This is a genomic window from Paracidovorax avenae ATCC 19860 (genome assembly GCF_000176855.2).
In the GTDB taxonomy this organism is placed as follows: Bacteria; Pseudomonadota; Gammaproteobacteria; order Burkholderiales; family Burkholderiaceae_C; genus Paracidovorax; species Paracidovorax avenae.
This window is the reverse complement of record NC_015138.1, coordinates 4,476,701-4,500,799: the sequence shown is the minus strand read 5'-3', so window position 1 is coordinate 4,500,799 and position 24,099 is coordinate 4,476,701. Positions and strand designations below refer to the sequence as shown.

Below are 24,099 nucleotides of genomic sequence, written 5' to 3'. Positions count from 1 at the left end.
TCGGCGGGCTCAGGCAGTTGCGCTCGGTGTCGCGGGGTCGAGCAGGTGGCAGGCGGCCTGGAGGCCGTCGCCCGTCGCCCGCAGCAGCGGCTGATCGGTGCGGCAGCGCGGCATGGCGTGCGTGCAGCGCGGATGGAAGTGGCAGCCCGGGGGCGGTGCCAGCGGCGACGGGATCTCGCCCGTGATGGCATGGAAGCTCCGCTTGCGATGGGACAGCCGCGGCACCTCGGCCAGCAGGGCCTGGGTGTAGGGATGGCGGGGTGCCCGGAACACTTCGGCGGTGGGGCCCGATTCGACGATGCGGCCCAGGTACATGATCACGGTGCGGTCGCTGATGCGCTGCACCACGCCCAGGTCGTGGCTGATGAACAGGTAGGTCAGCCCCAGGTCCTCGCGCAGGTCCATGAACAGGTTCAGGATCTGGGCCTGGATCGAGACGTCCAGCGCCGCGATCGATTCATCGCAGATCAGGAAGCGGGGACGCACGGCCAGTGCACGGCCGATGCCCACGCGCTGGCGCTGTCCGCCGGAGAACTGGTGCGGGAAGCGGTGGCGGAAGTCCGGATTGAGCCCGACCCGCTTCATGACATCGACCACGTAATCGTCGCCGTCGCGGCGATCCACGAGGCCGTGGGCCAGGGGGGCCTCGCCGATGATGTCGCGCACCCGCTTGCGTGGATTGAGCGAGGACATCGGGTCCTGGAAGATCATCTGGGTGGCCAGGCGCTGCGCGCGCGCCTCGCGGCCGGCCAGCTGCGAGAGGTCGCCGGCCGGCGTGCGGACCGTGCCGGACGTAGGCGGCAGGATGCCGGCCAGCACCCGGCCCAGGGTGGACTTGCCGCAGCCGGATTCCCCGACCAGGCCCACGACCTCGCCCTGGTGGATGGTCAGATCGACGCGGTCCACCGCATGCACGGTCTGCGTGGCGACGCGTGCGCCCAGCAGTCCGGCCAGGCGCTCGGCGTAGTCGGGGCGCTTGACGAACAGGCGCGATACCTGTTCGGCCTGCATCAGGATCGGCGTGTTCACAGTGGGGCTCCTGTCTGGGGATGGAAGCAGCGGTGGCTGCGGGCGCCGGCCGTCTCCAGGGGCGGCTGCTCCGCGCGGCAGCGCTCCGAGGCGTGCCCGCAGCGCGGGTTGAAGGCGCAGCCCGGCGGCAGGGCGAAGGGCGAGGGCGCCATGCCGGGGATCTGGTAGAGCCGCCGGCCGGCGCGGGCATTGCTCGGCACCGAGCCGATCAGGCCGACGGTGTAGGGATGGCGCGGATGGTCCAGGATGTCCGCGGTGGCGCCGGACTCGACGATGCGCCCGGCATACATCACGCAGACGCGGTCGGCCAGGCCGGCCACCACCGCCAGGTCGTGGCTGACCCACACCATGGCGGTGCCGGTCTCGGCGCACAGCTTCTGCATCTCCGCGAGGATCTGGGCCTGGATGGTCACGTCCAGGGCCGTGGTGGGCTCGTCGGCGATGATCAGGTCCGGCTTGTGCAGCATGGCGATGGCGATCGCCACGCGCTGCCGCATGCCGCCGGACAGCTGGTGGGGGTAGGCCTTCATGCGCTCGGCGGGCGAGGGGATGCCCACCGCGGCCAGCGTGTCGCGCGCCCGGTCCCAGGCCGCCTTGCGGCTGCAGCGCTCATGGCCCAGCACGGTCTCGACCATCTGGCTCTCGATGCGGAAGACCGGGTTGAGGGTCATCATCGGATCCTGGAAGACCATCGCGATGCGGTTGCCGCGCAACTGCCGCAGTTCCTCCTTCGACAGCGTCGCCAGGTCGGTTCCCTTGAACAGGATCTGGCCGCCATCGATGCGGCCCGGAGGATCGATCAGGCCCAGGACCGAAAAGCCGGTGATGGATTTTCCCGAGCCCGATTCGCCGACCAGGCCGAGGATCTCCCCGGGGTGTACGTCGAAGCTCACGTCGTCCACGGCGCGCACGAGTCCGGCGCGCGTGTGGAACCAGGTGCGCAGGTTGCGCACGGAAAGCGTGGGGGTGTGGGTGGGTGGCATCGGGTTTCTCACTTCTGCAGGCGCGGATTGAGGGCTTCGCGCACCCGGTCGCCCACGATGTTCATGGTGAAGACGACGGCCAGCAGCAGCACGCCGGGGAACACGCTGATCCAGTACAGGCCCGCGAGCATCTGCTGGTAGCCGTTGGCGATCAGCAGGCCCAGCGAGGGCTCGGTCACCGGCAGGCCGATGCCCAGGAAGCTCAGCGTGGCTTCGGCGGCGATGGCGTTGGCGGTCTGGATCATCGCGATGACGATGATGGGCGGAATGCAGTTCGGCAGCAGCTGCGAGAACAGCGCGCGCCGGTGGCTCAGGCCCAGGCACAGCGCGGCTTCCATGTATTCCTTGCGGCGTTCGACCACGGCGGTGGCGCGCACCGCCCGTGCGAAGTAGGCCCACTGCACCACCACCAGCGCGAGGACCACCTTGTCCACGCCCTGGCCGAGGATGGCCAGCATCATCAGCGCCACCAGGATGGTGGGGAAGCCGAGCATCAGGTCCACCAGCCGCATGACCAGTGCATCGGTGCGGCCGCCGAAGTAGGCCGCCGCCAGGCCCAGTACGGTGCCCACGGCCATGGCGAAGAGGCCGCTGAGCACGCCGACGCCGAGGCTGGTGCGCAGGCCGTACATCATGGCCGACAGCATGTCGCGGCCCTGGGCGTCGGTGCCGGCCCAGTAGATGTCGCCATAGACGCCGCGGCTGCCGGGCGGCAACCGGCCGTCGAGGATGGTGATGGCGGAGAGGTCGTACGGGTTCTGCGGCGCGATCCAGGGCGCGAGCAGGGCCGCGAGGACCAGCAGCAGGAACACGGCCGCGGCCGCGGTGGCGGGGCGGCTGTCCAGCACGCCGTGCAGCGCCTGGCCGAGCGTGGTGTCGCGGCCCGGCAGCCACTTCTTGGGGGCAGGGGAGATCATTCGGAAGCTCCCACGCGCACACGGGGATCGAGGACGGAGTAGAGGATGTCCACCAGCAGGTTCAGCACGATGAACATGGCGACGACGATCAGCAGGTAGGCCACGACCACCGGCCGGTCCAGCTTCATGATGCTGTCGATGATGAGCTTGCCCACGCCGGGCCAGGCGAAGATGGTCTCGGTGACCGTGGCGAACGCGATGAGCGAGCCGAACTCCATGCCCACGACCGTGACGATCGGGATCATGATGTTCTTGAGCACGTGCACGTAGATCACGCGCGATTCGCGCAGTCCCTTGGCCCGCGCGAACTTCACGTAGTCCAGCGGCATGGTCTCGCGCACGCCGCTGCGTGTCAGGCGCACGATGAGCGCGGTCTTGAAGAGCGCGAGGTTGAGGGCCGGCAGGATCAGGTGGCGGATGCCGTCCCACGATGCCAGGCTGGTGTGCACGCCCAGGATCTCGCCCGTGGGGCCGCGCCCGGTGGAGGGCAGCCAGCCCAGCGTGACCGAGAAGATCAGCACCAGCATGATCCCCTGCCAGAAATTCGGCAGGCTGAAGCCCAGGATGGAACCGGCCATGATGCCGCGGTCCAGCGCCGAATCGGGCTTCAGGCCGGCCACCAGGCCCAGCGGAAGGCCCACCGCCAGGGCCAGCAGCAGTGCCACGAAGGCGAGCTCCAGCGTGGCCGGCAGGCGCTGCAGGATCAGCTGGATGGCCGGCTGGTTGAAGACGAAGGAGTTGCCCAGGTCGCCCTGCAGCGCCTTGCCCACGAACTTGAGGTACTGCTGGTGCAGCGGGAGATCCAGGCCCAGCGACTGGACGGCCTGGTCGATCTCGGCCTGCGAGGCATCGCCGGGAACCAGGATCTCGATCGGATCGCCGATCGCATAGACGCCGGCGAAGACGATCAGCGAGGTGAGCACCAGCACCACGAGGCTCTGGCACAGCCTGCGGATGATGAACGCGGTCATGGCGCGCCGCGGTGGTCTGGGATGTGTATGGCGCGCATCTTGCTCTCCTTGCCGGTGCGGGGCCGGCGTTGCGGGTGGGTGGGGGCCGTCGGGAATTCGCCGGATGGGCAGGGCCCGGACGAAGCGAATAATCCCGGGATGGCGCGCAGCAGGCAACGTTATGCGCAGCCGGTATCTGGCTATGCGGTTCTCCGCAGAATGCGTGTTAACCCTGATCGATCCGCCTGGCTGCGTTGCAGGACGACCTATGAATTTCAAACAGCTCGAGGCGTTCATCGCCTTCATGAACACCGGTTCGACCATCGAGGCGGCGCAGCGCCTGGGCACGTCGCAGCCGGCCGTCAGCCGCCTGCTCAGCCAGTTCGAGGACGACCTGGGCGTGCCGCTGTTCCTGCGCCGCAAGGGCAGGCTGCACCCCACCCACGAGGCGGAAGTGCTGCTGCCCGACGTGCAGAACATGCTGTCGGGGGCTGCTTCCCTGCACCGGCACGTGAACCAGCTGAGGCTGGGAGGGCGCCGGCGCGCGCTGCTGCGGGTGCAGGTGCCCGGCACGGTGGCGCAGACCGTGATGTCCGGCGTGGCCGAGTCCTTCCTGGACGACCACCCCGGGGTGGCGCTGGAGGTGCTGGCCGGCACCTACGAGAGCGGCGAGGTCGCCCTGCTGGGGCGCGAGGTGGACCTGGCGCTGGTGCGGTCGCCGCCGCTGAACACGGGGCTGGCCATGGTGAGCGAACTGGTCACCGAGGCGGTCTGCGTCATGCCCGCGGGGCATCCGCTGCAGTCCCTGGAGACGGTGGGCAGCGCCGACCTGGTGGATGTGGACCTGGTGCTGCTCGGGCGCCAGCGCTCGCTGCGCCAGCAGATCGACCAGGCCTTCCGCCAGGGACGGATGCTGCCGCAGATACGCGCCGAAGTGCATTCCGTCGAGATGGCCTGCCGGTTCGTTGCCCAGGGGCTGGGCGTTTCCATCGTCAACGGGCTGTTCGCGCACCTGTGTCGGGACATGGGCGTGGTCTGCCGGCCCTTCCGCCCACTCATCGACTACCGCCTCGGCATGGCGACACTTGCCGGGCAGGCTCCGGAGCCGCTCGCGCTGGAAATGGCCGACCGCATCATGGGCGCCATGGCGCATCGCGCGGGGCCTGCCGCCTTCACGGTGGTGGATGGCGAACGTGCGGGCGCGCGCCTGCCCGCGGGCGCTGCCGCCTGAGAGACGGGGCGGGAAGAAGCGGCGGCCCGCCTACCGGAAGCCGCCCTTGCGCACCTCCGGCCCCTCCGTCAACCGCCGCAGCGCGCGCTCGCACTCCGTCAGCAGCGGCTCGCGCCGTGCCGCCAGCCAGCCGACCGCGAACCAGGCCTTGGGGTGCTTTGCCGCAAGCTGGCGGTACCGCGCTTGCGCCACCTGCTCGTCGTTGAGGCGGCCCAGCGCGTCCTGCGCGGGCTCCAGGTCGCGCAGGAAATCCTTGCCACTGCCCTTGAGCGCCGGCGCGAGGAACTCGGCCAGGTAGCGCAGGCGCTTGATGCGCTTGCGCACGCCGTGGCGGCGTTCGGCCGGCAGGCTGGCGAACGAGGCCGCATCTTCGGCGATGCCGCGGTGCAGCTTGCGCAGGGCCTTGCGCAGCGCGCGCCGGGTGGCGTCCGCGTCCAGCCCGCGCTCCTCGGCGCCAAGTGCCTGCGGCGGTCGGCCCGGCGTGGCCGCGAACCCCATCAGCGCGATCAGGGTGGACTGGAAAGCGGCATCGGCCACGATGTGCTGCGGGGATTCGGATGGCGCGCCGCCGGTGTCCACGGCGGGCGCCCCGGCCTGGCGCAGCGCCTCGCCGATCTGCTCCAGCACGTGTCCGCCGTCCCGCAGGTCGCCCAGGCGACGGAAGGCGGCGCGCAGCGGCCCCTGCCACGCAGGATCGAAGCGGCCGGGCGCCACGCGGTCGAGTTCGCGCAGGGCGGTGCGCAGGCGCCGCAGGCCCACCCGCAGCTGGTGGATGTGCCTTTCATCGGCGTGGCCGTGCGCGATCTCGCTCGCGTTGGCCAGGGCCTGCTCCAGGCAGTGGGCGACGACGGTCCGCTGCAGGTCCTGCCCTGACGGGAGGTGCCCCTTCGGTGCGCGCACCGCGCCAGCCTTGACTGCGGGCCCGGCGGCCTGCCCGGCCCGCAGGCGCTCGCCCCGCTCGGCCTTGGAGAGGGTGCTCAGCACCAGGCCATGCGTGCGGGCCCACTGGGTGGCGGCCGCCACGAGGGCGGGCACGGAGCCCTGCTTCAGCTCCAGTTCCAGCTCGCAGAGGGGTTCGGACACCTCGTCCGCACTGCCGCGGCGGGCCACCACGCGGCCGACATCCAGCGCCACTTCCATCGCGCCGCCGGGCAGGGGGATGTCGCGCGCCACGCGCTCGAATTCGGTGCCGTAGGTGGCAACGGGCGCGTCCCGGGCGCCCGCCAGCACCTTGGCGAGCTGCTTGCCCGCGGCAGAGCCGGCGTGCAGTGCGGGATCGGGGCGGGGAATGCCGGCCGGCTCGGCGGGGCGCGGCACGGGCGCGTTGTGCTCCCCGCGCGCCAGCGGCCCGTCGCCCAGCGTTTTCACGGTCTGTACCCAGGTCCCGCCTTCGTTGCGCACGCGCCATGCGATGCCGTGGCGGGCGAGGTCGCCCCCGGGCGTGTCGAAGTAATGCGCTTCCATGCGGCGTGCGGTGAAGGGACCTTGCTGCAACGCGGCCTCCACGCCTTCGAGGCGGTGCGCGGGGATCAGGAACTTGAATTCGATTTCCATGGGAGTCTCCTGAAAACGTGCGGATGTCCGCCGAGGGCGGGGACGCGGGATTGTCGGACCTGCGCCCGGGCCTCGCCGATCCCGTTCCGGTCAGGCCGGGCGTGTGCCGTCCGTGCAATGCGCCGGCAACGGCCCGGCCGCCGCGGGCGAGGCGGGCGGGGCGGGGGCCGCGGCCTGGCGAGCGCCTTCGGCCTGGCGCCATTCCCGCGGCCCCAGGCCGCAGTGTGCCTTGAAGGCCCGGGAGAGCGCCGCTTCGCTGCCATAACCCACATCCACGGCGATGGCCTTCAACTGCCGCCCCTGCAGCAGGGCCTGCTGCGCCAGCCGGATACGCCAGCCCTGCAGATACTGCCCCGGCGTGCATCCCATGGCCTGGCGGAACGTGCCGGCGAACGCCGTGCGCGACATGCCCGCCATCGCTGCGAGGGCATCCAGCGGCCATTCCTGCGCAGGCCGGTCGTGCAGGGCCACGATCGCCTTGCGCAGGCGGGGGTGCGATAGCCCGGCGAGCAATCCGCCTTCGATCTGCCGTGTTTCCATGAGATGCCTCAGCACCTGGATCAGCACCACGCCGAACAGCCGGTCGATCAGCGCGCTGCGGCCGCAGTTGTTGCCGAACGCTTCGGAGAAGAGCAGCGACAGCACGTCGCCCGCACCGTCGATGGCCTGGAGTGGCAGGCAGATTTCGTCCGGCAGGGCGCGCACGAGCGGGTTCGCCGGCCCGCCCTCGAAGTCCAGTTCGGCGCAGACCAGCTGGGCGCCGGGTTCCGCGCCGGCGATGAATTGCCGGGGCAGGGGGCGCGGATAGAGCAGGAGGCTGGGCACCTCCACCTGCAGCGGAGGGCGCCCCGGCCGTACCACCTCGACAGGCCCGGAGCGGACCAGGTGCATCTGGCCGCCTCCGTCCGGTGCCAGGACGTGCGTGACGCCGCACAGGGCGCCCGCGTGGAACATGCGCGTGCGCACCGGGAAATGGTGGAGCAGCGCTTCGAGCCGGTCGGTACAGGAAGCAGTCATCCGTACTTTGTATCAAGTTTTCTGGATTTTCTGTTGCCTATCGTGCAATGCGCGGGCCTAAAGTGGACTACGCCATCGGTTTCATCCCATCCACCCCGTTGCCAGGAGATGCCATGCCGCCCGATCCCATTCTCTACAGATCCCATGCCACCCTGGCCCATGGCGCAGTCCTGGGCGCGGCCTCGCTCGGGGATGTGTTGATAGCTATGCCCCCGGCCTGCCTGGCCGAACCGCCGTTCGTGCGGGGTTACTCGGACTGCTTCCTCGGCGCATTGCAGTTCGTCGCCGCGCAGGAGCGGCTGCGCCTGCCGGACGCCACCGTGGTCACCGAGACGGTGGCCGTCGGCGCCACGGCATCGGGCCTGGGCATCCAGGTCGAACTCGCGGTCAGCGTGCCCGGCATGGCCTGGGGCCAGGCCCGCGAACTGATCGACAAGGCCCACACCGTCTGCCCGTATTCCAGGGCCATGCGCCACACCTTGGATGTGCGCCTGACCCTGGCCTGAATGTCCCGTCCCCCTTTCCACTCACCCACCACAGAGGATCCCGCCATGCCCTTCACCCGCCGACTCGTCGCCACCGCCGCCCTGGCGCTCACATCCACCCTGTCTTTCGCCGCTGGCAGCCCCGGCATGGAACGCCACACCCAGGCCTTCCTGGACGCCCTCGCCCAGGGCGGCGGCCAGCCGCTGGAGACCCTCTCGCCCGCCGATGCCCGGCAAGTGCTGGTCAACGCCCAGAAAGGCGCGAAGCTGCCGCCCGCCGACGTGAGCGAGAAAACCATCACCGTGGATGGCAAGCCGCTGGTGCTGAACATCGTGCGGCCCGCGGGTGCGCGCGGCGTGCTGCCTGCCTTCGTGTTCGTGCACGGCGGCGGCTGGATCCTGGGCGACTTTCCCACGCACGAGCGCTTCGTGCGCGACCTGGTGGCGGGCTCGGGGGCAGTGGCCGTGTTCGTGAACTACACCCCCTCGCCCGAGGCGCGCTACCCCGTGGCCATCCAGGAAATCTACGGCGCCACGCAATGGGTGGCCGAGCATGGCGCGGAGATCGGCGTGGACGGCAAGCGGCTGGCCATCGCGGGCAACAGCGTGGGCGGCAACATGGCGACCGTGGTCGCGCTGATGGCCAGGGAGCGGGGCACGCCCGCGCTGCGGTCGCAGGTACTGTTCTGGCCGGTGACGAACGCGAGCTTCGAGAATGCTTCCTACGACCAATACGCCGAAGGCCACTTCCTGACGAAGGGCATGATGCAGTGGTTCTGGAATGCCTACACCACCGATCCGGCGCAGCGCCAGGACATTCACGCCTCACCGCTGCGGGCCACGCCGGAGCAACTGAAGGGCCTGCCGCCCGCGCTGGTGCAGACGGCCGAGAAGGACGTGCTGCGCGACGAGGGCGAGGCCTATGCGCGCAAGCTGGACGCCGCGGGCGTGCCGGTGGTCTCCGTGCGCTACAACGGCATGATCCACGACTTCGGGCTGCTCAACGCGCTGGCGGACGTGCCGGCCACGCGCGCGGCACTGCACCAGGCCAGCGAGGAACTCAAGGCACGCCTGCGCTGAGCGCCCGGCGGGAGGTTGCCAATCCGGCAGAAAGCGAAGGGGCTTTGCCCATGGTGGCCCCTGCCTGCCTACACTCTGCCCATGACCGCCCTTCCGTCCCGCGCCATGACCGTGCCGCTGCAAGCAGCGGCGCGAGCGCGGACGGCTGCACGGCGCGGACGCCGTCCGCTCACGCCTGCACATTCCTGAGCCCGGCGGCCCCCTTCTTCCTCCCCTTCCTTTCAGCGCAACCTTCCACCGCCGGGCCTGTCTTCCGCGCGCCTGCGGCTGCCTGCCTGATTGCTCCTGCGGCGGCCGCTCCCATCCCGATGGAGTGTTTCCGCATGCTGATGCCTTTGCCCCACCCCGAGCGCGTGCTCACCGATCTCGATTTCGCGCGGCTTTCGAAACTCGCCGCGCGGCAGTTGCCGCCTGCGTCGCTCGCGGACCTGCTGGCGACGGCGGACGTCACGGGCTCCCGTGCCGTGGATGCGGACGTGGTCACCATGAACTCGCGCGTGGAACTGGAAGGCAGCGGCACGGACGGGGCGGATGGCGCCCGGCAGGTGCTGACGCTGTGCTATCCGCAGGATGCCGACGCGGCGGCAGGCCGCGTGTCCGTGCTGTCGCCGGTGGGTTGCAGCCTGCTGGGCCTGCGGGTGGGCGATGTGGCCGCGTGGCGCACGCCGCAGGGCGAGGACTGCCGGGCCACGGTGGCGGCCATCCTGCACCAGCCCGAGGCCGCGGGCGACTACCTCACCTGAACACGCGCGGCCTCAGGCGGACCAGGCGAACACCAGCAGGGCGATGAACACGGTTTCGCCCAGCAGCATCGCGACGGGCCGCCAGCCCAGCTTCATCAGGTCGGCGAAGTGGGTCTTGATGCCCGATGCACCGATGGCGGCCACCAGCAGCCAGCGGGAGGCGTCGTTCGCGGCCGCGGCGGTCCGGCTGCCGATCACGCCCAGTGACGTGAGGGCCACGAAGAACAGGAACCACAGCAGGAACGGGGGAACGGCCGGGATGCGCGAGCCCACCGGCGCGCCCGACCGGCCGCGGTAGAGCAGGGCGATGACGGCCACGATGGGCACCAGCATCGCGATGCGGAACAGCTTCACGATGGTGGCGGTCTCCCCGGCCTGGGGGCCGAGGATCAGCCCGGCGGCCACCACCTGGGCGATGTCGTGGATGGTGCCGCCCAGGAAGATGCCGGCCACCCGGGGCGAGGCATGCATGGCGTTGAGCAGCAGTGGATACACCACCATGGCGATGGTGGACAGCAGCGTGACGCCCACCACGGCGAGCAGGGTGAAGCGCTCGTTCTCTTTCGTGGGGGGCAGGGCGGCCGCCACCGCGAGCGCGGCCGAGGCGCCGCAGATGCCGACGGAGCAGCCGGAGATCACGCCCTCTTCGCGCGGGCGCTGCATGACGGCGGCCAGGAACACCCCGAACAGAATCGTCGCCACCACCGAGCAGGCAATGCCGATGCCCGTGGCGGCTCCCAGGCTGGCTACCTGGTCCACCGTGATGCGAGCGCCGAGCAGTGCGACGCCGCAGCGCAGCCCCGTGCGGGCGCAGACTGCCACCCCCGCCGCCACGCGTGGTACCCCTGCCAGGAAGTTGCAGGCCAGCCCGATGAGCAATGCGTAGAGCAATTGCGGGCCGCCCTGGTGCTCCGCGATGAACGTGGCGGCGAGCGCGATGACCGCGCAGACGAGCAGGCCCGGCCACAGCGCGGCGGCCCGCGCCGCCGCGGGGCCGAGCCCGGACCACCGCCAGCGCGGGAAGAAACCGGAGGGGGAGGGCGTGCCATATGTCTTCATGGCGTATGAGCATATGTTTTTCGCATAAGGTGAAAAACAGATAATTCAGTTCATCATGAGCCAAAAATCAGGTCAATCGCCGGATCGTCTGCGCCTGACGCTGCGGCACCTGGAAGTGTTCCTGGCGACCGCGCACGACGGCTCCACGCGGGCCGCCGCGGAGCGCATCGCCCGGTCGCAATCGGCCGCCAGCAGCGCGCTGGTGGAGCTGGAGTCGCTGCTGGGCGCGGCGTTGTTCGACCGCGTGGGGCGTCGCCTGGTGCTCAACGAACACGGCCGCGCCTTCCTGCCCCGGGCCGCGTCCCTGGTGGAATCCGCCGGCGAACTGGAGCACCTCTTCCAGGGCCAGCATGCCGCCCCCCTGCGGGTGGCCGCCAGCATGACCATCGGCGAGCACATCCTGCCGCCCCTGCTGGCCCGCTGGAAGGTGTCGCACCCCCAGAGCGCGGTGCAGCTGCAGATCGCGAACACCACCGGCGTGCTGGCCGCCGTGGCGGCCTTCGACGCCGACATCGGCTTCATCGAGGGGCCGCAGACGCATGCCGACCTGGTGGTGCGCGAATGGATGGCCGACGAGATGGTGATCGTGGCGGCGCCGGGCCACCCTCTCGCGCACAAGCCGCCGGCCACCCGGGCCGCCCTGCGCGGCGCCCGCTGGGCCCTGCGCGAGCGCGGCTCCGGCACCCGCGAGGCCGCCGACCGCTGGCTGCTGGCGCAACTGGGGCAGGTGCGGATCGATTTCGAGCTGGGCACGCCCGAAGCGGTCAAGGCCCTGGTGGCCGCGGGGGATGCCCTGGCGCTGCTGCCGCGCCACAGCGTCGCCTCGGCCCTGGCGCGGGGCGAACTGGTGGAACTGCCGACCTCGCTGCCCCGCGCGACCCGCAGGCTGGCGGTGGTGACGCACCGGGAGCGGACGCTGGGGGCGGGGGGCGAGGCGTTTTTGCGGTATTGCTTTGATGCAGGCGCTTCAAAAAGTGGTGATGCGTAGCTCCCCGGCGCCGGTGGTTTTCCTACCTTGCTCCAGGTCCCTGAAACGTCTTCGTGCTGTACAACTCCCGCGGCAACCGCTTGAGCACCGGCAACCCCGTCGCCCCATCCTTCCCCTGCTTCTCGATGTAGCTGAAAAACACATCCGCATCCAGCACCCCGATATCCAGCCGCCGCGCCGCAGGCACGGCCGCCAGCGTCTTGTACCCATCGCCACCGGTGGCATTGAAGCTCAGCACGAACAGCTTGTACGTCTTCGTGGCATTCAGTGGCTCCCACGCGCCCGAGGCGGCATTGCGCACTTCGATGCCGGAGACTCGCTGGCCCGCCGCGGCGGCGGCGTTCACGTCGAAGCGCAAGCCGCCGGTGTAGGGGTACGGGCCGGTGGAGCCGCCGGTGCCGAAGACGGCTTCCATGCCGTCCTCCAGCATGGCTTTCACTTCCGTGCCGGTCACGTCGAGGCGGAAGAGCATGTTGCCGAAGGGCAGGACCTGGATGCCCTGGGCGGCCGAGACGGTGCCCTGCAGGGGGATGCGCACGCCGCCGCCGCTTTGCAGCGAGATGTCGGCGCCGCCGTAGCGGGCGTTGGCCACGTCGAGGTAGGCCTGGGCGACGAGTTGCTGGATGTCGCCGCCGCGCGCGCTCACGCTGCCTTCGGCGTTGCAGGCGGCGCTGGAGCGGCTGTAGTCGGTGGAGCCGGCGCCACCGGGCACGCGGCGGGAGCACAGTTCCTCGGGCGCCACGGCGACCTGGGTGCGGTTGAAGACGGCCACGCGGTCCTTGAAGGGCTGCAGGGTGGCGGTGGCCGCGGTGGAGGGCTGCGTCACGCGCAGGAAGCCGGTGGCGGCCACGCTGGCCTGCAGGGCTTTCGATTCCGCATCCGTCGGGGCCTTGCCGCCGATGGTGAAGTTGTCGCCGATGAGCACGTGCGGTGTGCCGGCGCACTGGGTGACGTTGCCGTCGGCGTCGAAGCTCACCTTCAGCTCGCCCACCACCTGGGCGTATTCCCAGGCCTGCACGATGCAGACGGTGCGGCCGTCCTTGTCGGTGGTGCGCGTCGGGTAGGCGCCGCCGGGCGTGCCCACGCCGGTGGCCTTGAGCGCGTCCGGGCCGAGCAGGGTGTGCGAATCGGCGCCCACCACCACGTCCACGCCCGAGAGCTTCGGCACGATCTGGCGGTCGGCGTCGTAGCCGATGTGGCTCATGAGCACGATCTTGTTGATGCCCTGGCCGCGCAGGCGGTCGATCTCGCGCTGGGCGGCGGTGGCTTCGTCCTCGAAGGTGGTGTCCGGATCGGGGCTGGAAGAGGCCTTGGTCTTGCCGGCGACGGTGAGGCCGACGATGCCGATCTTCTGGCCGGCGCGTTCCACGACGGTGGAGGCCTGAACGGCGCCCGGTGCCTTGGCGGCGTTGAGCGCGGAGCCGGCGCCGAAGCGCACGTTGGCGCTCAGCGCGGGCGTCTGGCAGGGGCCCTTGTGCAGCAGGTCGAGGAAGTTCTTCAGACCGGTGTCGCCCTTGTCGAACTCGTGGTTGCCGAGCGTGAAGGCATCGAAGCAGACGGTGTTCATCATTGCCGCATCGGCCTCGCCGTCGGCGCCCGCGCGGTTGAAGTACAGCGTGCCGGTGAGGGCGTCGCCCGCGTGCAGCTTGAGCACGTTGGCCGAGCGCCTGGAGAGTTCGTCCATGGCGGCGGTGACGCGCGGAAAGCCGCCTGCGTCCACGGCCACGGTGGCGGGCGTGGAGCCGCCCGTGGAGAGCTGAAGGGTCCGGGATCTGGACTCCAGCGTGGAGTGGTGGTCGTTGATGTGCAGGATGGTGAGCTCCATCGGCTCGCCCTGGAAGACTCCGCTACCCGATCCGCCTCCGCCGCAGGCCGCCATCAGGACCGCCACGGCCACCGCCGCGCTCCGCGCCAGGATACGGTGCCCCAGGATGCGGCGCAGCGCTTGCTGCTTGTGTTTCCCCACGTTGGCCATCATGGCGTTCTCCTTACTGCTTGTGACAAAGCCCGCATGCTTGCGGCGCGGCGTGACAGAACGATGAATGGGGGAGGGCGGAGAAAGCGATTGGGGGCACACTCCGGATCTGTTGCGATCCCTTCCTTCCTGTCCATCCATGGCCGCGCCTGCTCCCGTTCTTTCTCCCGTCGTTCCGGACCCCGGCTTTCCCGCCATCCTCTGCACGGTGGACGTGGTGCTGCTGACGCTGAAGGGCGGGGTGCTGCACGCCGTGCTGCTGCGGCGGGCCGACGGGCCGCACGCGGGCGGATGGGCGCTGCCGGGCGGCTTCATCCATGCGCAGGAGGACGCCACGGCGTGGGATGCGGCGGCCCGCGTGTTGCGCGAGAAGACGGGCATCGCCAGCCCCTACCTGGAGCAGCTGGCGACCTATTCCGGGGCGCGGCGCGATCCGCGCGGCTGGTCCGTCTCCATCGTCTATTGCGCGCTGGTGCCTGCGGAGCTGTTGCCGGAAGACAGCGAGCGGCTGCAGGTGGCACCCGTGGGCGCGCTGCCGGTGCTGGCCTTCGACCATGCGGACATGGTGGCCCTGGCGGTGTCGCGGGTGCGGTCCAAGAGCCAGTACTCGTCGCTGCCGGTGTATTTCTGCGGGGAGCGCATGACGCTGCCGCAGCTGCAGGCGGTGTACGAGGCGGTGCTGGGCGAGCCTGTGAACAAGGTGAGCTTTCGCCGCAAGATCGAGGAACTGGGCATGCTGGAGCCAATAGACGGGCTGATGGAGTCCGGCGCGGCGCACCGGCCGGCGCAGGTGTACCGGCTGCGGGAGGCCTTCCGCCGGTCCCTGTCCGTGGTGCCGCGGGGCCTGAATAGCTAGAGCCTGTCCAAGGTTTGCCCCCGGTGGCACGGGGGCACGCCGGCCTTCCTAGAATGCAGGCACGATGTCCGCCGGCATGTCCCCGTCCCCTTCCTCCGCGATGCCCTTCCCCGTGCCGGTGCGCACGGAGTGCCCGCCCGGCGCCTGCAATTGCGACCTGCAGGCGATGCTGGCGGCGCCGGATGCGGACCGCCGGGTGCTGCGTCTCACGCGCGACGAAGAGAAGCGCCTGGTGCAGCGCCTGGAGACCATCGAGAGCCTGGCGGACCTGCGCCGCATCGAGGGCCGGCTGGAAGAGCAACTGGGCATCCGGCTGAGCATCTCGCAGGGAGCGAACGAGGTGCGCACGCTGCGCGGCATCGCGATCCTGGTGCACGAGCAGCGCGGACTGTGCCGCAAGACGCGGCAGGCGATCGCCGCGGCCATCCGCCGGGGGATGGAGCGGCGGCCGGAGATCGCCTTCGCGCTGCTGGACGAGGGCGGGCTGTTCGGCTGAGGCTGGGCGGGGCGTGCCCGGTGGCGCGGCCTTGTACCACGGCGTGCAATTCCCCGTGCGAGCGCGGCTTGGCGGCCGCTTCTACACTCGGCCGTTCCTGAATCCTCAACCCCTACAACCAGGACCGACCCATGGAATTGCTCGATGTGCTGCAGTGGCGCTATGCCACGAAGAAGATGGACCCCGCCCGCGCCGTGCCGCAGGACAAGGTGGACCGCATCGTGGAGGCGGCCCGACTGGCGCCCACCTCCAGCGGCCTGCAACCCTTCGAGGTCATCGTGGTGACGAACCCCGACGTGCGCGCCCGCATCCGCGAGGTGGCGTGGAACCAGGCCCAGGTGACGGACGGCTCGCACCTGCTGGTGTTCGCGGCCTGGGACGACTACACGGCCGAGCGCATCAACGCGATGTTCGACTACACCAACGAGGTGCGGGGCTTCCGCAACGAAGGCTGGGAGAACTACCGCAACATGCTGCTGGGCTCGTACCCGCAGCGCGGCGCGGAGGTGAACTTCCAGCACGCCGCACGGCAGGCCTACATCGGCTTCGGCGCGGCGCTGATCGCCGCTGCCGCCGAGCAGGTGGACAGCACGCCGATGGAGGGCTTCCAGCCCGAGGCGGTGGACGAGATCCTGGGCCTGCGTGCGCGCGGGCTGCGCAGCGTCACCCTCCTGCCGCTGGGCTACCGCCAGCCCGAGGGTGACTGGCTGGTGAACCTGGAGAAGGTGCGCCGTCCGCGCGAGCAGTTCGTGACGGAAGTGCGCTGAACGGCGTGCGCGCCGTCAGAACAGGCGGCGCGCCAGCGCGATCAGTGCCAGCACCAGCCCGGCGAGCGCCGCCACGGCGCGCAGTGCGCGCTCGCGGTGCTCGCGCCAGTGCGCGTTCAATCCCATCTCGTGCAGCACCTGGGGCACGCGGCCATGCACGAGGTCGTGCACCAGGCCTTCCAGCACGTTGATGCGGTCGGCCAGCAGGAGCAGCAGCCAGTGGCGCACGTCGCTCTCGCTCAGGCGGAAGGCCAGCCGGCGCAGCATGCCGCTGGCGCCCGAGGGCGGTACGGTGGTGCCGAAGACCGGCGTGAGCCCTGGGCGTTCGATGGAATGCAGCACCTCCACCGTGGGAATCTGGGCCGCGGGCTTGTCCCAGGGCACGTCGATGCGCGGCGGGGTGCGCTCGCGCGGCACGGCGGGGCGGTCTTCGCGGCGCAGGTCGGCGCCCCAGCCGGGGATGTTCGCGGCATCGGCGCGGGCGCGCGGGCCCGGCGGGGTGGCATCGATGTGGATGGTGGCGGTGGCCATGGGGAAATCCTTTCTTTCCGTGCGTTGCGGGCGGGGGCGGCGGATCAGGCGGCAGGGGGCACGATCACCGGCTTGATGCAGCCGTCCAGCTTGCTGGAGAAGGTGTGGTACGCCTCGGCGATGTCTTCCAGCGCGAAGCGGTGGGTGATGATCTCGCGGGGCTTCAGGCGCCCGGCCTGGATGTGCTCGATGAGGCGGGGCAGGTGGCGCTTCACGCTGGCCTGGTTCATGCGCAGGGTCAGGCCCTTGTTCACGGCGTTGCCGATGGGCACGGCGTTGAAGGTGGGGCCGTACACGCCGACGATCGACACATTGCCGCCCTTGCGCACGGAATTGATGCACCAGTGCAGTACCGTGGCCGCGCCGCCCTGCAGCTTCAACCGCACGCCCGTGAGGGATTGCGCAAACGAGCCCGCGGCCTCGCAGCCCACGGCATCGATGCACACATCGGGCCCGAGGCCGTCGGTCATGTGCTTGAGGTGCACGGCCATGTCGCGCACGCTCTTGAAGTCCACCGTCTCGCAGGGGGCGTACTGGCGCACGAAGTCGAGCCGGTATTCGACGTGGTCCACTACGATCACGCGCCCTGCGCCGAGCAGCCAGGCGCTGCGCGCCGCGAAGATGCCCACGGGCCCGGCGCCGAACACCACGACGGTGTCGCCCTCCTGGATGTCGCCCATCTCCGCGGCCTGGTAGCCGGTGGGCAGGGCATCGGTGAGCAGCACGGCATCGTCCAGGTCGAGGTCGGAGGGGATGACCTGCGGGCCCACGTCGGCCAGCGGCACGCGCACGTACTCGGCCTGGCCGCCGTCATAACCGCCGGTGGTGTGCGAATAGCCGTAGATGCCGCCCACGGCCGTGGCCTCGGGGTTGGTGTTGTGGCAGTTGCCGTACAGCTCCTTCTGGCAGAAGTAGCAGGAGCCGCAGAAGATGTTGAAGGGCACCAGCACGTGGTCGCCGGGTTTCAGGTTGCGCACCGAAGGGCCCACGGCCTCGACCACGCCGGTGAATTCGTGGCCGAAGGTCGTGCCCACGCGCGTGTCGGGCACGAGGCCGTGGTAGAGGTGCAGGTCCGAGCCGCAGATGCATGCGCGCGTGACGCGCACGATGGCATCGTTGGGGTGTTCGATGTCGGGTTCGGCCTTGTGCGATGCGCGCACGCGGTAGGGGCCGCGGTAGTTCATTGCCAGCATGGAGGGTTCTGCCTTTCGCGAAGTCGGGGCGCGAAAAGCAAAACGCCCGCGCTCCGGTGCATCTTCCGGAGCGCCTGCGCGGCGGTAATGTAGGACGGGCGCACGCTTACGAAATCGTGCCATCGCGCACGCGCGCAGTCACCGGGGCGGGTGCATGGGCTCCGCACCGCCTGCCAGGTCGTCGGGCGTATCCACGTCGCGCAGGATGCCCCGGTCATCCACCGCGACAGTACGTGCCGCATCCCAGGCGATGCGGTGCGCGGCTGCCTGCGCGCCGCCGGCCTGTGCCAGGGATGCGAAATACCGCCGTGGAATGCCGCGCGGATTGCCTGGGCGGCCCTGCCATAGCGGCAGGACTGGCACACCAGGGTGCTGCAGCAGCGCGTCGCGCAGCGCCGCGAGCGTGTCGTCGCGCACCCAGGGCATGTCCGCCAGGCCCACCACCACGGCCTGCAGGCGGGGCTGTGCCAGCGCCCAGTGCATGGCCGCCGCGAGCGAGGTGCCCTGGCCTTCGCCGCAGCGCTCGTTCGGCACGGCGTCGAGCCCGAGGCGCGCGCAGAGCTCCAGGCCGAAGTCATCCTGGGGGGGCACGACCACGGAGGTCCGCGCGAAGACGCGCGCGAAAGACCCGGCCACGGCGGCGAGCAATGGCGTGCCATCCGGCAGCAGGGCGCGGCGCTTGTCGCTGCCGAAACGCGACGCTGCACCCGCCGCCAGGATGATGCCGGCCACCGCGGGTGCTGCCCGTGCATCTGGATGATCGGCGGAAACGACGGAGGCCGGTCGCAGGCCGGATGGAGGCACGGAAGACATGGCTGCAGCATACGGCGCTGCGCGGCCCTGCGCCACCCGGGCGGTTGACGCGGCCCGGCGAAGCGGTTCCGACGAGGCCCGCGCCGCAGGCGTTCGGTTCGCCTGGGGCCGCTCCAGGCCGACCATGGGCGCGCGATCTTCCTACAGGGTCCGCCGCACCTGCCGACGACACTGTTCCGTCCACCGGCCGTGAAGGAAGCGAGATGTCATCCAGCCACCCCATGTCGGTCGCCCGCGCCAGCGGTCCGGCCGACTCCGCCGTGTCGATCCACGCCGTACGCCTGCACGTGAACGGTACGCCACAGCACCTCGATATTCCCTGCTGGGTCACGCTGCTCGACACGCTGCGCGACCTGCTCCAGCTCACCGGCACCAAGAAGGGTTGCGACCACGGGCAGTGCGGTGCCTGCACGGTGCTGGTGGATGGGCAGCGCATCAACAGCTGCCTGACGCTGGCCGTGATGCACGACGGCGCGCACATCACCACCGTCGAAGGCCTGGCGGGCCTGCGGGACTGTGCCGATGCCGGTACTGCCTCCGCCGGTGCGCCGCGGGGCGGCGATGCGCTGCACCCGCTGCAGCAGGCCTTCATCGACCACGACGCGTTCCAGTGCGGCTACTGCACGCCGGGGCAGCTTTGCTCCGCCGTGGGCCTGCTGGGCGAAGGCGGCGTGCGCACGGCCGACGACATCCGCGAGCGCATGAGTGGCAACCTGTGCCGCTGCGGCGCGTATCCGCAGATTGTGCAGGCCGTCGCTGAGGTGGCGGGCGTGCCGCTGCGTGGGCCCATGCGGCCGTCCTCGCAGCCGTCGCAGCACATGCACCAGGCCCAGCCGGCGCAGGCCGGGGAGGGCGCGGCATGAGGGGCTTCGACTACGTGCCGGCGCTGGACGCCGAGATGGCGCTCGCCACTATGCCGCAGGGCATGCACCATGCGAGCGAGCGTGTGCTGCCCGCGAAGTTCATCGCCGGCGGCACCAACCTCATCGACCTGATGAAGGAGAGCGTGATGCGGCCGCGCCGCCTCGTGGACGTGGGCCGCCTGCCGTTCGCCGGCATCGAGGAGGCCGAGGGCGGCGGCGTGCGCCTGGGGGCGATGGCCCGCAACGCCGCCACCGCGAAGCATCCGCTGGTGCGCGAGCGCTATCCGCTGTTGGCGGCCGCCATCCTGGCCGGAGCCTCGCCGCAGATCCGCAACATGGCCACCAACGGCGGCAACTTGCTGCAGCGCACGCGGTGCCACTACTTCTACGACGTGGCCGTGCCGTGCAACAAGCGCGAGCCGGGCACGGGCTGCCCGGCACGCGACGGGCTGGCGCGGCAATTGGCCATCCTGGGCACGAGCGACCAGTGCATCGCCACGCACCCCTCAGACATGTGCGTGGCCCTGGCGGCGCTGGAGGCCGTGGTGCACGTGCGCTCCCCGCGCGGCGAGCGCACGATTGCCTTCGCGGACTTCCACCGGCTGCCCGGCAGCGAGCCCGACCGCGACACGGTGCTGGCGAGCGACGAACTCATCACCCACATCGCGCTGCCGGCGCAGGGTTTCGCGCAGCATGGCGCCTACCTGAAGGTGCGCGACCGTGCTTCATACGCGTTCGCGCTGGTGTCGATCGCGGCGGGGCTGGACCTGGGCGGGGACGGCCGCATCCGCACGGCCCGCGTCGCCGTGGGCGGCGTAGCCCACAAGCCCTGGCGTGTGCCGGAGGCCGAGGAAGCCCTGGCGGGCCGCGAGCCCACGGCCGAGGCGTTCGCGCAGGCCGCCGAGCGTGTGCTGCAGGGTGCGCGCGGCCACGGCGCGCCCGGTGGCCCGGGCGAAAACCGCTTCAAGATCGAACTGGCCCGGCGGGCCATCGTGCGCGCGCTGGAGATGGCGCGCGACGGCGAACTCACCAACACCGGCGAACTCGGCGCCGGCCACGACCAGGACGCGCAACCATGAACGCACCGATGCCGAACGACGCGGCGAGCCGCGCACAGGCGGGGCAGCAGCCCCGCGCCGATGCCGGCACCGGGCCGGTGAAACTGGGCATGCCCGTCTCGCGCGTGGACGGGCGCCTGAAGGTGACGGGCCAGGTGCGCTATGCGGCCGAGCACCATGCGGAGGGCATGGCCTATGGTGTGGTGGTCAACAGCAGCATCGCCCGGGGCCGCATCCTGCGCATGCGTCTCGAGCGTGCCCGCGCGGTGCCGGGCGTGCTGGACATCATCACGCACGAGAACCGCCCGAAGGTCCGCTCGATGGACCTGTTCTACAAGGACATGACGGCGCCCGGCGGATCGCCCTTCAAGCCGCTGCTGGACGACGTGGTGCGCTACAGCGGCCAGCCCGTCGCGCTGGTGGTGGCCTGCACGTTCGAGGCGGCGCGCTGCGCGGCGTCGCTGGTGGAGATCGACTACGAGGTGGAGCGCCACGAGACGCACCTGCTGCGCCATCTGGGCCGTGCGCGCGATCCCAGCCGCATGAAGGCCGGCTATTCACCGCCGCCGAAGCCGCGCGGCGATGCCGACGGCGCCTTCGAGCGCGCGCCCGTGAAGATCGAGGCCGAGTACTACAGCGGCGTGGAGCACCACAACCCGATGGAGATGCACGCCTCCACCGTGCTGCGCGCGGAGGATGGCCACCTCACCATCTACGACAAGACGCAGAGCCCGCAGAACAGCCGCTGGCTGGTCTCGCGCGTGTTCGGCCTGGGCGAGGACGAGGTCACGGTGCGCAACCCGTTCGTGGGCGGCGCTTTCGGATCGGGGCTGCGCCCGCAGTACCAGCTCGTGCTCGCGGTGATGGCGGCGCTGCACCTGCAGTGCTCGGTGCGCGTGGTGCTCACGCGCCAGCAGATGTTCACCTTCGGCCACCGGCCCGAGACCTGGCAGCGCCTGAAGCTCGCGGCCGACCGCGACGGCACGCTGCGCGCGATCGTGCACGAGGCCGTGGCCGAGACGTCGCGCATGGAGGACTACGTAGAGGTGGTGGTGAACTGGTCCGGCCAGCTCTACCGCTGCGACAACGTGCGGCTGGGCTACCGGCTGGTGCCGCTCGACCAGTACACGCCGCTGGACATGCGCGCGCCGGGCGCCGCGCACGGCGTGCACGCGCTCGAAGTGGCCATGGACGAGCTGGCCTACGAACTGCGCATGGACCCGCTCGCGCTGCGGTTGAAGAACTACGCCGACCGCGACGCATCGAAGGATCTGCCGTTCTCCACCAAGGAGCTGCGCGCCTGCTACGGCCTGGGCGCGGCGCGCTTCGGCTGGGACGGCCGGCCGGTCGAACCGCGCTCGATGCGCGAGGGCCGCGAACTCGTGGGCTGGGGCATGGCCACCGGCACCTGGGATGCGATGCAGATGTTCGCCAAGGTGCGCGCGGTGCTGCATGCCGACGGCCGCCTGGAGGTGAGCAGTGCGGCGTCGGACATCGGCACCGGCACGTACACGGTGATGTCGATGATCGCGGCCGAGGCGATGGGCCTGCCGCTCGAGCGCGTCACTTTCCGCCTGGGCGACTCCACGCTGCCTGTGGCGCCGATCGAGGGCGGTTCCTCCCACGTGGCCACCGTCGGCTCTGCGGTGGAGGGCGCCTGCGAGAAGCTGCGCCGCCTGCTGTGGGCGCTGGCGCAGCGCACTCGCGGCTCGGGCTTCGAGCGCACGCTGCTGCGCGACGTGGAGTTCGTGGACGGCCGGCTGCGCCGCCGCGGCGCGCCCGCGGAAGACCGCGGCATGGCCTTCACCGACATCCTCGCCGCGCAGGGGCGCTCGCAGGTGGAGGCCCGCTACCTGCTGCTGCCCAACGTGCTCAAGCAGAAGAACTACGTGCGCGCCACGCATTCAGCCGTGTTCTGCGAGGTGAAGGTGGACGAGGAACTGGGCACCGTGCGCGTGACCCGCGTGGTGAGTGCGATCGCGGCGGGCCGTATCCTGAGCGCCAGGACGGCGCACAGCCAGATCACCGGCGGAGTGGTCTGGGGCATCAGCCAGGCGCTGCACGAGGAAACGCAGACCGACCATGCGCTGGGCCGGTTCATGAACCACAACTACGCCGAATACCACGTCGCATCCAACGCCGACACGCCGCCGATCGACGTGATCTTCGTGCAGGAGGACGACCGCATCGTGAGCCGCCTGGGCGCCAAGGGCGTGGGCGAGATCGGCATCGTGGGCGTGGCCGCGGCCGTGTGCAACGCGATCTTCCATGCCACCGGCCGGCGCGTGCGCTCCACGCCGATGACGCCCGACAAGGTGATGCGGCCCGCGCCCGACGTGCCGCCCAAGCCCATGGAACACGTGCCCGCCGCGGTAGCGGCGCAGGCGATGGATGCACCGCTGTGATGCACGACACCGATCCCGAATTGCGCGTGGCCCGCGCGTTGCACGGCTGGCGCGCCGCCGGCCGCCACGCCGTGCTCGCCACCGTGCTGCGCACCTGGGGCTCGTCGCCCCGGCCTGTGGGCTCCTGGATGGCGCTGCGCGACGACGGCCTGATCGAAGGCTCGGTCTCCGGCGGCTGCATCGAAGACGACCTGCTGCGGCGCTGCCTGCCGGGTGCCGCGCAGTGGGCCGGGCGACCGCCCGAGCGCGTGCGCTACGGGCTCACTGCCGACGAGGCGCACCGCTTCGGCCTGCCGTGCGGCGGCACGCTGGAGCTGCTGCTCGAATACGACCCCGAACCGCTCTGGCTGCAGCGCCTCGTGCAGTGGCTGCAGGAGCGCCGCGTGGTGTGGCGGCACCTGCGCTGCGCGGACGGCGCGGTGACGCTCTCCACCGAAAACCTCGCCGCGCCCGTGCAGGGCGCGCCCTCCCTGCTCGACCATGGCGACACGCTGGCGCAGCGCCTCGGGCCCTCGCACCGCATGCTGCTGATCGGTGCGGGAGCCCTCACCGAATGCCTGGCCTCCATGGCCATGCCCTGCGGATTCGCGGTAGCCGTATGCGACCCGCGCGAGGAGCACCGGCTGGGCTGGAACCTGCCCGGCGCGAAACTCGTCGATGGCATGCCCGACGATGCCGTGCTGGCGATGGGCATGGATGCGCGCACCTGCGTGATCGCGCTCACCCACGATCCGAAGCTGGACGATCTCGCGCTGCTGGAAGCCCTTCAGGGCGACGCCTTCTACGTTGGGGCCATTGGTTCCGCCGCCACCACGGCAGCGCGGAGGCAGCGGCTGCGCGAGCATTTCGGGATCGGCGAGGATGCGCTTGCGCGCCTGCGCGGGCCGATCGGCCTCGCGATCGGCAGCCGCACGCCGCCGGAGATCGCCGTGAGCGTGCTGGCCGAGGTGATCGCCGCGAAGAACGGCGCCATGCTGCCGGATGCGTCGCGCATGACCGAAGCGGCGCTCATCCATGGCGATCCCGCCCTGGGCGCGGCCTGCGGCTGGACACTCCACGGTGGCGCAGCGGCCGCCTGACGCGTGCGCGGCGCATGCGCCGATGGG

The 24,099-nt window shown here is 70.8% G+C and carries 23 protein-coding genes; 12 read left to right on the top strand and 11 right to left on the bottom strand.

Annotation, left to right across the window (positions count from 1 at the left end):
- Nucleotides 1–9 precede the first annotated feature (9 nt).
- Genes ACAV_RS19500 through ACAV_RS19485 form a run of 4 tightly spaced genes read right to left on the bottom strand, consistent with a single transcriptional unit; the run spans nucleotide 10 to nucleotide 3,900 of the window.
- Complete coding sequence (locus tag ACAV_RS19500) at nucleotides 10–1,011, bottom strand: ABC transporter ATP-binding protein (protein WP_041829378.1); 1,002 nt, start codon at nucleotides 1,009–1,011, stop codon at nucleotides 10–12.
- Between the two features lie 14 nt (nucleotides 1,012–1,025).
- Nucleotides 1,026–2,012: an ABC transporter ATP-binding protein gene (locus ACAV_RS19495; RefSeq protein WP_013596297.1), complete on the bottom strand. Its 987-nt coding sequence runs from the start codon at nucleotides 2,010–2,012 to the stop codon at nucleotides 1,026–1,028.
- An 8-nt stretch (nucleotides 2,013–2,020) separates the two neighbouring features.
- Nucleotides 2,021–2,929 carry an ABC transporter permease gene (locus tag ACAV_RS19490; RefSeq protein ID WP_013596296.1) on the bottom strand — a complete coding sequence of 303 codons (909 nt, stop codon included), beginning with the start codon at nucleotides 2,927–2,929 and terminating at the stop codon, nucleotides 2,021–2,023.
- Complete coding sequence (locus ACAV_RS19485) at nucleotides 2,926–3,900, bottom strand: ABC transporter permease (RefSeq protein ID WP_013596295.1); 975 nt, start codon at nucleotides 3,898–3,900, stop codon at nucleotides 2,926–2,928. The genes ACAV_RS19490 and ACAV_RS19485 overlap by 4 nt, the downstream gene beginning before the upstream one ends.
- A gap of 247 nt (nucleotides 3,901–4,147) precedes the next feature.
- On the opposite strand from ACAV_RS19485, the gene ACAV_RS19480 reads away from it, so the two are divergent.
- Complete coding sequence (locus ACAV_RS19480; RefSeq protein ID WP_013596294.1) at nucleotides 4,148–5,110, top strand: LysR family transcriptional regulator; 963 nt, start codon at nucleotides 4,148–4,150, stop codon at nucleotides 5,108–5,110.
- 30 nt (nucleotides 5,111–5,140) lie between these two features.
- On the opposite strand, the gene ACAV_RS19475 is transcribed toward ACAV_RS19480, so the two are convergent.
- Both ACAV_RS19475 and ACAV_RS19470 read right to left on the bottom strand, forming a co-directional pair.
- Nucleotides 5,141–6,664: a CYTH and CHAD domain-containing protein gene (locus tag ACAV_RS19475; RefSeq protein ID WP_013596293.1), complete on the bottom strand. Its 1,524-nt coding sequence runs from the start codon at nucleotides 6,662–6,664 to the stop codon at nucleotides 5,141–5,143.
- 90 nt (nucleotides 6,665–6,754) lie between these two features.
- Nucleotides 6,755–7,681, bottom strand: coding sequence for an AraC family transcriptional regulator (locus tag ACAV_RS19470; RefSeq protein WP_013596292.1), 927 nt, complete (start codon nucleotides 7,679–7,681; stop codon nucleotides 6,755–6,757).
- Nucleotides 7,682–7,794: 113 nt separating this feature from the next.
- Here ACAV_RS19470 and ACAV_RS19465 point away from each other — a divergent pair, with 113 nt between their 5' ends.
- The 3 genes from ACAV_RS19465 to ACAV_RS19455 all read left to right on the top strand — a co-directional run bounded on the left by ACAV_RS19465 (nucleotide 7,795) and on the right by ACAV_RS19455 (nucleotide 9,989).
- Nucleotides 7,795–8,187, top strand: coding sequence for an OsmC family protein (locus ACAV_RS19465; protein ID WP_013596291.1), 393 nt, complete (start codon nucleotides 7,795–7,797; stop codon nucleotides 8,185–8,187).
- Between the two features lie 45 nt (nucleotides 8,188–8,232).
- Nucleotides 8,233–9,246, top strand: coding sequence for an alpha/beta hydrolase (locus ACAV_RS19460; RefSeq protein ID WP_013596290.1), 1,014 nt, complete (start codon nucleotides 8,233–8,235; stop codon nucleotides 9,244–9,246).
- A 323-nt stretch (nucleotides 9,247–9,569) separates the two neighbouring features.
- Nucleotides 9,570–9,989 carry a GreA/GreB family elongation factor gene (locus ACAV_RS19455; protein WP_013596289.1) on the top strand — a complete coding sequence of 140 codons (420 nt, stop codon included), beginning with the start codon at nucleotides 9,570–9,572 and terminating at the stop codon, nucleotides 9,987–9,989.
- A gap of 12 nt (nucleotides 9,990–10,001) precedes the next feature.
- On the opposite strand, the gene ACAV_RS19450 is transcribed toward ACAV_RS19455, so the two are convergent.
- Nucleotides 10,002–11,048 carry a YeiH family protein gene (locus tag ACAV_RS19450; RefSeq protein WP_013596288.1) on the bottom strand — a complete coding sequence of 349 codons (1,047 nt, stop codon included), beginning with the start codon at nucleotides 11,046–11,048 and terminating at the stop codon, nucleotides 10,002–10,004.
- A 55-nt stretch (nucleotides 11,049–11,103) separates the two neighbouring features.
- On the opposite strand from ACAV_RS19450, the gene ACAV_RS19445 reads away from it, so the two are divergent.
- On the top strand, nucleotides 11,104–12,036 hold the full coding sequence (locus ACAV_RS19445; RefSeq protein ID WP_013596287.1) for a LysR family transcriptional regulator: 933 nt from the start codon (nucleotides 11,104–11,106) through the stop codon (nucleotides 12,034–12,036).
- Nucleotides 12,037–12,058: 22 nt separating this feature from the next.
- On the opposite strand, the gene ACAV_RS19440 is transcribed toward ACAV_RS19445, so the two are convergent.
- Complete coding sequence (locus ACAV_RS19440) at nucleotides 12,059–14,014, bottom strand: bifunctional metallophosphatase/5'-nucleotidase (protein WP_013596286.1); 1,956 nt, start codon at nucleotides 14,012–14,014, stop codon at nucleotides 12,059–12,061.
- Nucleotides 14,015–14,150: 136 nt separating this feature from the next.
- On the opposite strand from ACAV_RS19440, the gene ACAV_RS19435 reads away from it, so the two are divergent.
- The 3 genes from ACAV_RS19435 to ACAV_RS19425 all read left to right on the top strand — a co-directional run bounded on the left by ACAV_RS19435 (nucleotide 14,151) and on the right by ACAV_RS19425 (nucleotide 16,130).
- Nucleotides 14,151–14,867 carry an NUDIX hydrolase gene (locus tag ACAV_RS19435; RefSeq protein ID WP_013596285.1) on the top strand — a complete coding sequence of 239 codons (717 nt, stop codon included), beginning with the start codon at nucleotides 14,151–14,153 and terminating at the stop codon, nucleotides 14,865–14,867.
- Between the two features lie 64 nt (nucleotides 14,868–14,931).
- Nucleotides 14,932–15,363 (top strand): hypothetical protein, encoded by a 432-nt coding sequence (locus tag ACAV_RS19430; RefSeq protein ID WP_013596284.1) that lies wholly within the window; start codon nucleotides 14,932–14,934, stop codon nucleotides 15,361–15,363.
- A gap of 131 nt (nucleotides 15,364–15,494) precedes the next feature.
- Nucleotides 15,495–16,130 (top strand): NAD(P)H-dependent oxidoreductase, encoded by a 636-nt coding sequence (locus tag ACAV_RS19425; protein ID WP_013596283.1) that lies wholly within the window; start codon nucleotides 15,495–15,497, stop codon nucleotides 16,128–16,130.
- Nucleotides 16,131–16,145: 15 nt separating this feature from the next.
- On the opposite strand, the gene ACAV_RS19420 is transcribed toward ACAV_RS19425, so the two are convergent.
- The 3 genes from ACAV_RS19420 to ACAV_RS19410 all read right to left on the bottom strand — a co-directional run bounded on the left by ACAV_RS19420 (nucleotide 16,146) and on the right by ACAV_RS19410 (nucleotide 18,667).
- Complete coding sequence (locus tag ACAV_RS19420; protein ID WP_013596282.1) at nucleotides 16,146–16,661, bottom strand: hypothetical protein; 516 nt, start codon at nucleotides 16,659–16,661, stop codon at nucleotides 16,146–16,148.
- A 44-nt stretch (nucleotides 16,662–16,705) separates the two neighbouring features.
- Nucleotides 16,706–17,854 (bottom strand): zinc-dependent alcohol dehydrogenase, encoded by a 1,149-nt coding sequence (locus ACAV_RS19415; RefSeq protein ID WP_013596281.1) that lies wholly within the window; start codon nucleotides 17,852–17,854, stop codon nucleotides 16,706–16,708.
- A gap of 138 nt (nucleotides 17,855–17,992) precedes the next feature.
- Nucleotides 17,993–18,667, bottom strand: a complete 675-nt coding sequence (locus ACAV_RS19410) for a nucleotidyltransferase family protein (RefSeq protein ID WP_013596280.1) — start codon at nucleotides 18,665–18,667, stop codon at nucleotides 17,993–17,995.
- 203 nt (nucleotides 18,668–18,870) lie between these two features.
- Between ACAV_RS19410 and ACAV_RS19405 the strand changes: the two genes are divergently transcribed.
- Genes ACAV_RS19405 through ACAV_RS19390 form a run of 4 tightly spaced genes read left to right on the top strand, consistent with a single transcriptional unit; the run spans nucleotide 18,871 to nucleotide 24,072 of the window.
- Nucleotides 18,871–19,530: an aldehyde dehydrogenase iron-sulfur subunit gene (locus ACAV_RS19405; RefSeq protein ID WP_013596279.1), complete on the top strand. Its 660-nt coding sequence runs from the start codon at nucleotides 18,871–18,873 to the stop codon at nucleotides 19,528–19,530.
- A complete protein-coding gene (locus ACAV_RS19400) occupies nucleotides 19,527–20,609 on the top strand; it encodes an FAD binding domain-containing protein (RefSeq protein ID WP_013596278.1) in 1,083 nt (360 codons plus the stop codon). Before ACAV_RS19405 ends, ACAV_RS19400 begins: the two co-directional genes overlap by 4 nt.
- Nucleotides 20,606–22,993 (top strand): xanthine dehydrogenase family protein molybdopterin-binding subunit, encoded by a 2,388-nt coding sequence (locus ACAV_RS19395; RefSeq protein WP_013596277.1) that lies wholly within the window; start codon nucleotides 20,606–20,608, stop codon nucleotides 22,991–22,993. Before ACAV_RS19400 ends, ACAV_RS19395 begins: the two co-directional genes overlap by 4 nt.
- Nucleotides 22,993–24,072 (top strand): XdhC family protein, encoded by a 1,080-nt coding sequence (locus tag ACAV_RS19390; protein ID WP_013596276.1) that lies wholly within the window; start codon nucleotides 22,993–22,995, stop codon nucleotides 24,070–24,072. Before ACAV_RS19395 ends, ACAV_RS19390 begins: the two co-directional genes overlap by 1 nt.
- Nucleotides 24,073–24,099: the final 27 nt, after the last annotated feature.

What these genes read in the sequence shown, in the direction of transcription:
- ACAV_RS19500 (WP_041829378.1), bottom strand. Translation starts at nt 1,011, where the DNA reads ATGCAGGCCGAACAGGTATCGCGCCTGTTCGTCAAGCGCCCCGACTAC.
- ACAV_RS19495 (WP_013596297.1), bottom strand. Translation starts at nt 2,012, where the DNA reads ATGCCACCCACCCACACCCCCACGCTTTCCGTGCGCAACCTGCGCACC.
- ACAV_RS19490 (WP_013596296.1), bottom strand. Translation starts at nt 2,929, where the DNA reads ATGATCTCCCCTGCCCCCAAGAAGTGGCTGCCGGGCCGCGACACCACG.
- ACAV_RS19485 (WP_013596295.1), bottom strand. Translation starts at nt 3,900, where the DNA reads ATGACCGCGTTCATCATCCGCAGGCTGTGCCAGAGCCTCGTGGTGCTG.
- ACAV_RS19480 (WP_013596294.1), top strand. Translation starts at nt 4,148, where the DNA reads ATGAATTTCAAACAGCTCGAGGCGTTCATCGCCTTCATGAACACCGGT.
- ACAV_RS19475 (WP_013596293.1), bottom strand. Translation starts at nt 6,664, where the DNA reads ATGGAAATCGAATTCAAGTTCCTGATCCCCGCGCACCGCCTCGAAGGC.
- ACAV_RS19470 (WP_013596292.1), bottom strand. Translation starts at nt 7,681, where the DNA reads ATGACTGCTTCCTGTACCGACCGGCTCGAAGCGCTGCTCCACCATTTC.
- ACAV_RS19465 (WP_013596291.1), top strand. Translation starts at nt 7,795, where the DNA reads ATGCCGCCCGATCCCATTCTCTACAGATCCCATGCCACCCTGGCCCAT.
- ACAV_RS19460 (WP_013596290.1), top strand. Translation starts at nt 8,233, where the DNA reads ATGCCCTTCACCCGCCGACTCGTCGCCACCGCCGCCCTGGCGCTCACA.
- ACAV_RS19455 (WP_013596289.1), top strand. Translation starts at nt 9,570, where the DNA reads ATGCTGATGCCTTTGCCCCACCCCGAGCGCGTGCTCACCGATCTCGAT.
- ACAV_RS19450 (WP_013596288.1), bottom strand. Translation starts at nt 11,048, where the DNA reads ATGAAGACATATGGCACGCCCTCCCCCTCCGGTTTCTTCCCGCGCTGG.
- ACAV_RS19445 (WP_013596287.1), top strand. Translation starts at nt 11,104, where the DNA reads ATGAGCCAAAAATCAGGTCAATCGCCGGATCGTCTGCGCCTGACGCTG.
- ACAV_RS19440 (WP_013596286.1), bottom strand. Translation starts at nt 14,014, where the DNA reads ATGATGGCCAACGTGGGGAAACACAAGCAGCAAGCGCTGCGCCGCATC.
- ACAV_RS19435 (WP_013596285.1), top strand. Translation starts at nt 14,151, where the DNA reads ATGGCCGCGCCTGCTCCCGTTCTTTCTCCCGTCGTTCCGGACCCCGGC.
- ACAV_RS19430 (WP_013596284.1), top strand. Translation starts at nt 14,932, where the DNA reads ATGTCCGCCGGCATGTCCCCGTCCCCTTCCTCCGCGATGCCCTTCCCC.
- ACAV_RS19425 (WP_013596283.1), top strand. Translation starts at nt 15,495, where the DNA reads ATGGAATTGCTCGATGTGCTGCAGTGGCGCTATGCCACGAAGAAGATG.
- ACAV_RS19420 (WP_013596282.1), bottom strand. Translation starts at nt 16,661, where the DNA reads ATGGCCACCGCCACCATCCACATCGATGCCACCCCGCCGGGCCCGCGC.
- ACAV_RS19415 (WP_013596281.1), bottom strand. Translation starts at nt 17,854, where the DNA reads ATGCTGGCAATGAACTACCGCGGCCCCTACCGCGTGCGCGCATCGCAC.
- ACAV_RS19410 (WP_013596280.1), bottom strand. Translation starts at nt 18,667, where the DNA reads ATGTCTTCCGTGCCTCCATCCGGCCTGCGACCGGCCTCCGTCGTTTCC.
- ACAV_RS19405 (WP_013596279.1), top strand. Translation starts at nt 18,871, where the DNA reads ATGTCATCCAGCCACCCCATGTCGGTCGCCCGCGCCAGCGGTCCGGCC.
- ACAV_RS19400 (WP_013596278.1), top strand. Translation starts at nt 19,527, where the DNA reads ATGAGGGGCTTCGACTACGTGCCGGCGCTGGACGCCGAGATGGCGCTC.
- ACAV_RS19395 (WP_013596277.1), top strand. Translation starts at nt 20,606, where the DNA reads ATGAACGCACCGATGCCGAACGACGCGGCGAGCCGCGCACAGGCGGGG.
- ACAV_RS19390 (WP_013596276.1), top strand. Translation starts at nt 22,993, where the DNA reads ATGCACGACACCGATCCCGAATTGCGCGTGGCCCGCGCGTTGCACGGC.